The organism is Mesorhizobium sp. M7A.F.Ca.US.002.01.1.1, assembly GCF_004022955.1.
In the GTDB taxonomy this organism is placed as follows: domain Bacteria; phylum Pseudomonadota; class Alphaproteobacteria; order Rhizobiales; family Rhizobiaceae; genus Mesorhizobium; species Mesorhizobium ciceri.
The window spans coordinates 1-9,052 of sequence record NZ_RZQE01000228.1 but is presented as its reverse complement, the minus strand read 5'-3'; the positions used below and the strand labels follow the sequence as shown (position 1 = coordinate 9,052).

Annotated in this window: 10 protein-coding genes; 3 read left to right on the top strand and 7 right to left on the bottom strand. The window is 64.3% G+C overall.

Annotated elements, in window-relative coordinates; all coding sequences use genetic code 11:
* The 3 genes from EN932_RS20985 to EN932_RS20975 all read left to right on the top strand — a co-directional run.
* The coding region (locus EN932_RS20985) for a substrate-binding domain-containing protein (RefSeq protein WP_164890555.1) at positions 1 to 500 on the top strand (500 nt) is incomplete at its 5' end.
* Between the two features lie 172 nt (positions 501 to 672).
* Positions 673 to 2,217 (top strand): sugar ABC transporter ATP-binding protein, encoded by a 1,545-nt coding sequence (locus EN932_RS20980; protein WP_081714222.1) that lies wholly within the window; start codon positions 673 to 675, stop codon positions 2,215 to 2,217.
* 51 nt (positions 2,218 to 2,268) lie between these two features.
* The gene (locus tag EN932_RS20975) at positions 2,269 to 3,264 is read left to right on the top strand and encodes an ABC transporter permease (protein ID WP_027161057.1); all 996 of its coding nucleotides are present in this window, start codon (positions 2,269 to 2,271) and stop codon (positions 3,262 to 3,264) included.
* Between the two features lie 5 nt (positions 3,265 to 3,269).
* Here the strand turns inward: EN932_RS20975 and phnN are convergent, their stop codons facing one another.
* The 7 genes from phnN to EN932_RS20940 form a co-directional block, all read right to left on the bottom strand.
* On the bottom strand, positions 3,270 to 3,899 hold the full coding sequence (phnN, locus tag EN932_RS20970) for a phosphonate metabolism protein/1,5-bisphosphokinase (PRPP-forming) PhnN (RefSeq protein ID WP_027161056.1): 630 nt from the start codon (positions 3,897 to 3,899) through the stop codon (positions 3,270 to 3,272).
* Entirely contained in the window at positions 3,896 to 5,047 is a 1,152-nt protein-coding gene (locus EN932_RS20965; protein WP_127368108.1) for an alpha-D-ribose 1-methylphosphonate 5-triphosphate diphosphatase, read from the bottom strand. The genes phnN and EN932_RS20965 overlap by 4 nt, the downstream gene beginning before the upstream one ends.
* Positions 5,048 to 5,060: 13 nt before the next feature.
* Positions 5,061 to 5,768 (bottom strand): DUF1045 domain-containing protein, encoded by a 708-nt coding sequence (locus tag EN932_RS20960; RefSeq protein ID WP_027161055.1) that lies wholly within the window; start codon positions 5,766 to 5,768, stop codon positions 5,061 to 5,063.
* A gap of 153 nt (positions 5,769 to 5,921) precedes the next feature.
* On the bottom strand, positions 5,922 to 6,734 hold the full coding sequence (iolB, locus tag EN932_RS20955; protein WP_064992838.1) for a 5-deoxy-glucuronate isomerase: 813 nt from the start codon (positions 6,732 to 6,734) through the stop codon (positions 5,922 to 5,924).
* A 150-nt stretch (positions 6,735 to 6,884) separates the two neighbouring features.
* Positions 6,885 to 7,103 carry a hypothetical protein gene (locus tag EN932_RS20950; protein WP_027161053.1) on the bottom strand — a complete coding sequence of 73 codons (219 nt, stop codon included), beginning with the start codon at positions 7,101 to 7,103 and terminating at the stop codon, positions 6,885 to 6,887.
* A 58-nt stretch (positions 7,104 to 7,161) separates the two neighbouring features.
* Positions 7,162 to 8,079 (bottom strand): myo-inosose-2 dehydratase, encoded by a 918-nt coding sequence (iolE, locus tag EN932_RS20945; protein ID WP_127368109.1) that lies wholly within the window; start codon positions 8,077 to 8,079, stop codon positions 7,162 to 7,164.
* Between the two features lie 114 nt (positions 8,080 to 8,193).
* Positions 8,194 to 9,052, bottom strand: an 859-nt coding sequence (locus tag EN932_RS20940) for a thiamine pyrophosphate-dependent enzyme (protein WP_164890554.1), incomplete at its 5' end; no start/stop codon positions are given.

The following is a 9,052-nucleotide window of genomic DNA, read 5'->3' as shown; positions in this document are numbered from 1 at the left end:
GCCTCGGCTTCGTCGGCCTGCTCGGCGCCGACAATGCCAAGGAGCGCATCCAGGGCATGAAGGACGGCCTGGCCGGCACCAAGATCGAGCTGATCGACGTGCGCGGCGACGACATCGACCAGGCGCGCGCCAAGAAGAATGTCGAGGACGCGCTGGTCGCCAGCCCCGACGTCACCTGCATGGTCGGCTTCTACTCCTACAACACGCCGCGCATCTATGAAGCGCTGCGCGATGCCGGCAAGCTCGGCTCGATCACCGTCGTCGGCTTCGATGACGATCCGATCACGCTGGGCGGCGTCAAGGAAGGCACCATTGCCGCCACCGTCGTGCAGCAGCCCTTCGAATGGGCCTATCAGGGCATGAAGCTGATGGCTGCCTATCTCAAGGGCGACAAGTCGGGCATCCCGGAAGGCAACCTCATCATCATCCCGACCAAGATCATCGGCAAGGATGACGTCGACGCCTACGCCGCCAATCTGAAGGCGATGGCCGGAAACTAAGACTTGAAGCAGTTCAGCCGGCTCAACGTCGCTTGGGCCGGCTGCTCGCATTGACGAACACCGCGAGGATCGTCAGTCTGCCAAAAGCCAAGAGCATGATCCCGAAAAGTGGAAGCCGGTTCTCGGAAAAGATCATGCTCAGAAATTGGCCCGCCAATCGCTGTCAGGCATGATGAATTATTCCGACACATCCATTGCTGCATCCGTGACCGCCCCGTTCCTCAGCCTTGAGAACGTGCGCAAGACCTATCCGGGCGTCGTCGCGCTCGACGGCTTCTCCATGGAGGTCAGGCCGGGCGAGGTCATCGGCCTTGTCGGCGAAAACGGCGCCGGCAAATCGACGTTGATGAAGATCCTCGGCGGCGTCACCAGGCCCGACAGCGGCACGATCACCGTCGACGGCACCGCGCATGACAGGCTCTCCGTCGAAGCCAGCCTGGGATCGGGCATCGCCTTCGTCCACCAGGAACTCAATTTGTTCGAAAATCTGGACGTCGCCGCCAACATCTTCTTCGGCCGCGAACCTTTGCGCGCCGGGCCGCTCAAGCTCGTCGACCGCGCAAAGCTGCGCACCATGGTGGCGCCGCTTTTGAAGCGCGTCGGCGCCAATTTTTCCGCCGACACGCCGGTCGCGACCCTGTCTCTGGCGCAGCAGCAGATGGTCGAGATCGCCAAGGCGCTGTCGATCGAGGCGCGGCTGGTCATCCTCGACGAGCCGACATCGAGCCTGCCGCTCGCCGAGACCGACAAATTGCTCGACGTCATCAAGGCGCTGAAGGCCGACGGCATCAGCGTCATCTTCATCTCGCACCGCCTGCACGAGGTCGAGCGCGTCGCCGACCGCGTCGTGGTGCTGCGCGACGGCATGCTGGCCGGCACCTTGCCGAAGAGCGACATCGGCCACGACCAGATGGTCAAGCTGATGATCGGCCGCATGCTGAAGGAGCGCGAGAAGGCCTCGGAAGCGGCGCGTGCGCCCGGCGCCGTAGCACTTGCGGCCAAGGCCATCCGCACCCCTGCCTATCCCGGCCGCCCGGTCGATCTCGACGTCAGGCGCGGCGAAATCCTCGGCCTCGCCGGTCTTGTCGGTTCCGGCCGCACCGAGCTGGCGCGGGTGTTCTTCGGCATCGATTCGAAGCTCGGGGGCGCGCTGGAACTCGACGGCAAGCCGCTTGCGCTGGCTTCCGCGGCCGACGCCGTCGCGCACGGCATCTTCCTGGTGCCGGAAGACCGCAAGCTCACCGGTATCCTGCTCGACCTGTCGATCGCTCAGAACATTTCGCTGCCCAATCTGCCCGCGCATGCGCGCCGCTCCCTGGTGTCCTCAAGCGCCGAGACCTCCACCGCCGAGAAGCAGAAGAAAGATCTCGGCATCAAGGCGCCTTCGGTGCAGACGCGCACCGGCACGCTGTCGGGCGGCAATCAGCAGAAGGTCGTGCTCGGCAAGTGGCTGGCCATGAACCCCAAGGTGATGATCCTCGACGAGCCGACGCGCGGCATCGACATCGGCGCCAAGGCGGAAATCTACGGCCTGATGCGCGCATTGGCCGATGCCGGCGTCGCCGTGCTGATGATCTCGTCGGACATGGAAGAGGTGATCGGCGTGTCCGACCGCATCGCCGTCATGCATGAGGGCCAAATCTCCGGCATTCTCGACAAGGACCGGTTCAGCCAGGAAAACGTGCTGCTGCTGGCGGTGGGCAAGCAGCCGAAGTAGTTTTGCCGGGGTCGCGCAAGCGCGATCTGCTCAGGCATTGGGGAGAAGACGATGAGCAAGAAAGATCTCGGCCTGCTGATCCTGATCCTGGTGGTCGGGGCGATCGTTGCGATCATCAATCCGCGCTTCCTGTTGCCGATCAACCTCGCCAACACCTCGAACCTGATCGGCCTGTTCGGCATCCTGTCGATCGGCCAGGCCTTCGTCATCATCACCGGCGGCATCGAATTGTCGGTCGGCTCGGTGGTCGCGCTGCTTGGAACGCTGTTCATCGACTTCATCGCCGTGCGCGAGGTGGGCTGGCCGCTGGCCTTCGTGCTGATCCTGTTCCTCGGCGCCATCATAGGCCTGGTGCATGGCTGGCTGATCACAAGGCTCAAGCTGCAGCCTTTCGTCGTCACTTTGTGCGGCCTGTTGATCTACCGCGGTGTCGCCCGCTTCTACACCGCCGACGGCACGGCGGGTTTTGCGTTCGGCCAGAATTTTCCCGAGCTCGAATTCCTGACGGCCGGACGCTCCTATGGCGTGCCGAACAGTTTCATCGCGCTGATCGTTATTTCGATCGTCATGTGGGTGGTGCTGCATCGCTCGGTGTTCGGCCGCTATCTCTACGCCATCGGCAAGAACGAGGAGGCGGCGAAATATTCGGGCATCCGCACCGGCCGTGTCGTCATCGCCGCCTATGTCATCTGCGGTGTGCTGACGGCGCTGTCGGCGATCTATTTCGCCATGTACACGCGCTCGATCTCGCCGGCCAGCCACGGCCAGTTCTACGAACTCTACGCCATCGCCGCCGCCGTGCTCGGCGGCTTCTCGCTGCGCGGCGGCGAAGGCTCGCTGATCGGCGTCATCCTCGGCACGGTGCTGCTGCAGGAGCTGCAGAATCTCGTCAACCTGCTCGGCATCCCGTCCTCGCTCAACTTCGCGGTGATGGGCGGCGTCATCCTCATCGGCGTGCTGGTCGACCAGCAATGGGGCGTGTTCCGGGAACGGCGGCTGATGGTCGACGCCACCCGCAAGGGCGTGGCGGGCCAGGCTGCGGAATAGCTAGCCTAGATCAGGCCCGACATGTCGGAAAAGGCCATCGCCTTGCGCAGCACCTCGGCGAAGCGTTCGCCGGCGGCTTCGCGCGGGCCGCTGTTGTCGATCGAGGTGACGCCGGGCCCGGACAGAGTGACATTGGCGCTGCGTGCCAGCCGCGCCAGCACTTCGCCGCGGGACTCCCGGCCGCGCATCGCCAGACGCTCGGCCAGCACGTCAGGCGAGGCAGTGATCTCGACGATGGCCAGGTTGGCATAGCGTTCGCGCAAGGAGGGGATGATCGCGCGCGACACATTGGCGACAGCGACACGGCCATTGGCGACAGACCAGTCGACATCGGCGGGGATGCCGTAGCGCAAGCCGTGTGCTTCCCAGGAAATGGCGAAGGCGCCATCGGCTTCGGCTTCGGCGAAGGCAGCGTCGGCCAGCGTGTCGTGATCCTCGCTTGCGGCATCGCTCGGCCTGGTGATGACCCGGCGGACGAACTCCAGCCGCGTTTCGTCGGCAAAATGGTTGCGGGCGTAGCCGATCACCGTGTCCTTGCCGGCGCCGCTTGGGCCGACGACGGCGACGAAAACGCCATCGCGGATCGGAAACGTCTCGGCCGAAAGTTCCCGCTCGATCAGTGCCGACACCATCATGCCACCCGGCGTCCCTGCCGCCACACGGTGCGCACGACCGGAACATGGTCGTCGACGCGCACCCGCACCAGATCGGCGCGGCGGCCCTGCTCGATGACGCCGCGGTCGGTCAGGCCAACCGCATCGGCCGGGTTCTTCGAGACCATGGCGACGGCCTGCGGCAGGGAAATGCCTTCGACGACATCGCCGAGGAAGAACGCCGACTGGATCAGGCTGAAGGGAATGTAGTCGGACGACAAGATGTCGAGCAGGCCGTCGCTGGCCAGCGTACGGGCCGAGACATTGCCCGAATGCGAGGCGCCGCGCATAACGTTTGGCGCGCCCATCAGCACACCCATCCCGGCCTCTTTCGAGGCCCTGGCGGCCTCTTCCGTGGTCGGGAATTCGGCGACCCGCACGCCCTGCTCGATCGCTTCGTCGACATGGCCCGATGTGGCGTCGTCGTGGCTGGCCAGCACGATGCCGCGCTCCTGGCAGGCGGCGGCGATCACCGCCCGGTTCGGCGCCGAATTGCGCGCCGATTCGGCCATCCGCTTTTCGCAGAACACCTTGAAGTCGCGATCGGTCAGCTTCAGCTTGCGCTGGTAATAGTAGGCATAGGTTTCGAGATTGACGAACTGGCGCTGGCCTGGCGCATGATCCATCAGCGATGCCAGCTTAACCCGCTCGTCGCCGTCGAAATTGGCGAAAGCCCTGAGGCAGTCCGGAGCCGAAACCTCGCAGCGCAGGTGGATGAAATGGTCGGCGCGCAGACGGTCCTGCTTCACACTGTCCTCGATCGCGTCGGCCAGCTTGCGGATGTCGGCCGATGTCAGGTCGGCGTCTTCGTCCATACCGACGCGCAAGGCATCCAGCACGGTGGTGATGCCGGCGGTTGCCACCTGCGCGTCATGGGCGAGCACGGCGGCGATCGGATTCCAGCGCACCTTGGGCCGCGGCGCGTAATGGCCTTCGAGATGGTCGGTGTGCAACTCGACCAGCCCGGGAATAATATAGTCGCCGCCCATATCCTCGCCGGTGCGGCCAGAACCAGAGCTTGCGCCGGCTTCGATGCCGGCGATAAAGCCGTCGCGCAGCACCAGCGAACCTTCGACGATCTCGTCGGCAAGCACGATGCGGGCATTGTGGAGAACAGTCTCGGCGGTCATTTCAGGCAGTCCTTCAGGCGGTTTTTCTGGCCGGGCGGCGCCCGAGCGCGTGATGCGAGAGCACCATGAACGGCGCACCCGGTTCGGTTTCGACAAACAAGGTCAGCGCATCCACCAGGACCTTCTGTTGCAGCACTTCCGCGAACAGGCTGTCGATCGCTGCGCGCAAACGCGGGCTCTCCTGTGACCCCGCCCGGCCGGAGAGCGTCATGTGGAAGCGAAAGGTTTCGAAGACATAGGGGTAGCCCCATTGGCAGAGATTGCGGAACTCGGCCGGCTTCAGCGAATCCGGGCTGCGCCGCTCGATTTCCGCCTCGCTCAGCGGTGCGCGAAACCGGTCGAAGTCGCGCACCACGTCATCGGCGAACCGGTTGAGCGCAGGCACTGGCCCTTCCGGCACCAGTGCGAAGAAGCCGTCGATCTGGCTGACCACGAGACGGGGAATGGTCACCACCGGCGTCACCTCGGCAAAAAGGTCGAGTGCGGCGCGCAGCGAGACTTCCGTCTCGTTGGCAGCTAGGCGGAACGGTGCTTTCAGCGTCGCATGGAAACCATAGCGGCGCGCCGAAGCGGTGTGGAAAGCGACTTCCGCCGCCGACAGGTCGGCCACCGCTTCGACCGGCCTCGTCGCGGCGCCAAACGGGTCGCGGCCCAGCCAGTCGGCGGCAATCCGCGCCAGTGGCTCGTCCTGCCGGGGAGTGAAATAGAGGGCGTAGCGCATGGAAAGTCCTTGTCAGCTTCGCTGCCATAGGTGATTTCCATGACGAATTGACGAAGCCTTGCTGGCTTTCAGGTAACAAAACGCTGCGGCGGGGTCATTAGCCGACGATTTTTTCGTGCTGGACCAGGGAGCGAGTGCTCACGCAGCGACCGATCAGGCCTTCATCAGCCATTCATGCTCGGGCGCATTGTGGAACTTCCACGTCCGCTTCGGTCCTGCCATGACGTTGAGATAATAGAGGTCGTAGCCATGGCAGGCGGCGCAGGGGTGATAACCCCTGGGTACCAGCACGACATCGCCATCCTCGATCGCCATTGCTTCGTCGAGCGCGCGATGGCCGTTCTTGTCGGCGTCGGTGTAGACGCGCTGGAAGGCAAAGCCCTGTGGCGGGTTGAGGCGGTGATAGTAAGTTTCCTCGAGGTAGGATTCAGCGGGCAGATTGTCCTGGTCGTGCTTGTGCGGCGGATAGCTCGACGTATGCCCCCCGGGCGTGATGACCTCGACCACCAGCAGCGAATCGGCCGGCTTGCCCTCCGGCAATATGTTGGTGACATAGCGCGTGTTGGTGCCCTTGCCGCGCACCTCCTGGCCGAGATCGTCCGGTCCGATGACGCGAACCGGCAGGCGGCCGCCAAGGCCCGGCGCCGAGCAGACCGCGAGTTCCAGTTCGGTGTCCGCGGTCACCGACCAGTCCGAACCCTCAGGCACGTAGACCGACCACGGCTTGCCCTCGAAGGGCGACATGCGCTCGCCGAGCAGGCCGAGCTCCTTGCCGCCGGCTGAAGCCTTGCCCTTGCCGGTGACGAACACCAGGCAGACTTCGCGATCCTCCGTCTTGCCGGAGGCGCTCTCGCCCGGCTTCAGCCGATGCAGGTCGAAACCGACATAGGTCCAGCCGGCGCTTTTCGGCGTCACATGGGCGACGCGACCGTGGCCCTTGTCGGCTTTGACGAGCAGCTTCGACATTTTTGTCTCTCCTATCGCAAATCTTCGAGATCGGCCGAAGCCTCTCAACTTCGTCATCCTAGGGCCTAGCAGGAGCGAAGCTCCGTCGCGGAGACCCTAGGATGACGAAGTTAGAAGCACTGGAAGCTAACCGCCGACGCATGCGATCAGTCACTCCTTCGGCTCGGGCCCGACCGGAGGCCTCGCCTCGTCAGCAGGCTTGTAGAGATAAAAAAACTGCCAGACGGCGTAGCCGGCGAAGCCGAGCGCGATCATGCCCCAGAACGGCGTGCCGGTGGCGAACTCGATGATCGACCAGATGACGCAGACCGCGACGACGGCGACACGCCGCCACAAAGGCCGGAAGAAGGGGTGTTCGGAATCTTTCATCGGGCCAATCTACAGCAATCGGCCTCGCCGGGAACCCGTCGCACCAGCCATTGGGAGACTAGACATTTGGAAAGCCTTGCGTCTCGACCGTGTATCCGGCCGCCGTCATGACGCGCATCAATTCCTCGTAGCCCACTTGCGCCATCTTGAGCGGCGGGTTCTTCTTCGGGTCCTGCTCGGCCTCGACCACGAACCAGCCCTCATAGCCATGGTCGGCGAAGCGCTGCACGATGGCGCCGAAGTCCAGCGAACCGTCGCCCGGCACGGTGAAGGCGCCGAGCGCCACCGCGTCGAGGAAGGACTGCTTCGTGCGGTCGAGCTTTTCGATCACCCCCATGCGGACGTCCTTCACATGCACATGGCTGATCCGGGTATGATGGTTGTCGATGGCGCGCAGCACGTCGCCGCCGGCGAATGCCAGATGGCCTGCATCGAGCAGCAGCGGAATGCCGGCTCCGGAATAGCGCATGAAGGCATCGAGTTCCGGCTCGGTCTCAACCACTGCCGCCATGTGGTGGTGGTAGGACAACGGCATGCCCTGTTCGGCGCACCATTCGCCAAACGCGGTCAGGCGTTTCGCATAAGCCTTCATCTCGTCGTCCGACAGCTTCGGCTTGGTCGCCAGCGGCTTCGAGCGGTCGCCCTGGATCGAACGGCCAACCTCGCCATAGACGATGCAAGGCGCGTTCACCGCCTTGAACAGGTCGATCATCGGCTGGATGCGATCCTTGTTGTCGGCCATCTCCCCATCGACCAGCGTGCCCGAGAACCAGCCGCCGCACAGCGTGACGTCGGCGGCCTTCAGGATCGGCAGCATGATTTCGGGGTCATTGGGAAAACGCCGGCCCATCTCCATGCCGGTGAAGCCGGCCGAGCGCGACTGGCGCAGACATTCTTCCAGCGACACGTCATCGCTGAGCTCCGCAAGATCGTCGTTCCACCACGCAATGGGGGACATGCCCAGTTTGGCTTTCAAGTCGTCACTCCGGTCCTAAAACAGTTTCTTGCTCGTTGGCGCCGCCCCTCATCTGCCTGCCGGCATCTTCTCCCCGTGTAGAGACAGGGAGAAGGAGGAGCTTCGGCGCCTCTATCAATCGCCGATGGTCTGCATCTGCCGCTTTTCGTCATACGCCTTGCGCGCCGCGTTGACCTGCGGCCGCACTGACACTTCCGGCACCGCCACATCCCACCAGTGACCGCCGGCATCGGTGGAAACCAGCGGGTCGGTGTCGATGACGAGCACCGTGGTGCGCGTATTCTTCCTGGCTTGTGCCAGCGCGTTTTCCAGCCCGGCGATCGACGGCACTTTCTCGGCAATCGCCCCCATGCTCGCCGCATGCGCGGCGAAGTCGATGTCGGGCAGAACCTCGTGGCGCGAGTCCTTCAGCAGATTGTTGAAGTTGGCGCCGCCGGTCGCCATCTGCAGCCGGTTGATGCAGCCGTAACCGCGGTTGTCGAGCAGCACGATGGTCAGCTTGAGGCCGAGCATCACCGAGGTGGCGATCTCCGAATTCATCATCAGGTAGGAGCCGTCGCCGATCATGACGACGATCTCCTCGCCGGGCTTCGCCATCTTGGCGCCGAGCCCGCCGGCAATCTCATAGCCCATGGTCGAGAAGCCGTATTCGCCATGGTACGAGCCGGGCGCGCCCGCCTGCCAAAGCTTGTGCAATTCGCCCGGCAACCCGCCGGAGGCATTCAGCAGCGTCACACCGGAGCCCATGGCGCGCTGCACCGCGCCGATCACCTGCGCATCGGACGGATAGGCGGCATTGGTCGACGCCGTCACCTTGGCCGCCTCGACCGCCCAGGCCTTCTTGCCGGAGGACGCATTGTCGGTCCAGCTTGCCGGCGCCTTCCAGTCCTTCAGCGCAGCACCGAGTTCCCCCAGGCCCTCGGCCGCATCGGCCACCAGCGGCAGGGCGCGGTGCTTGCCGGCATCGAAGGGC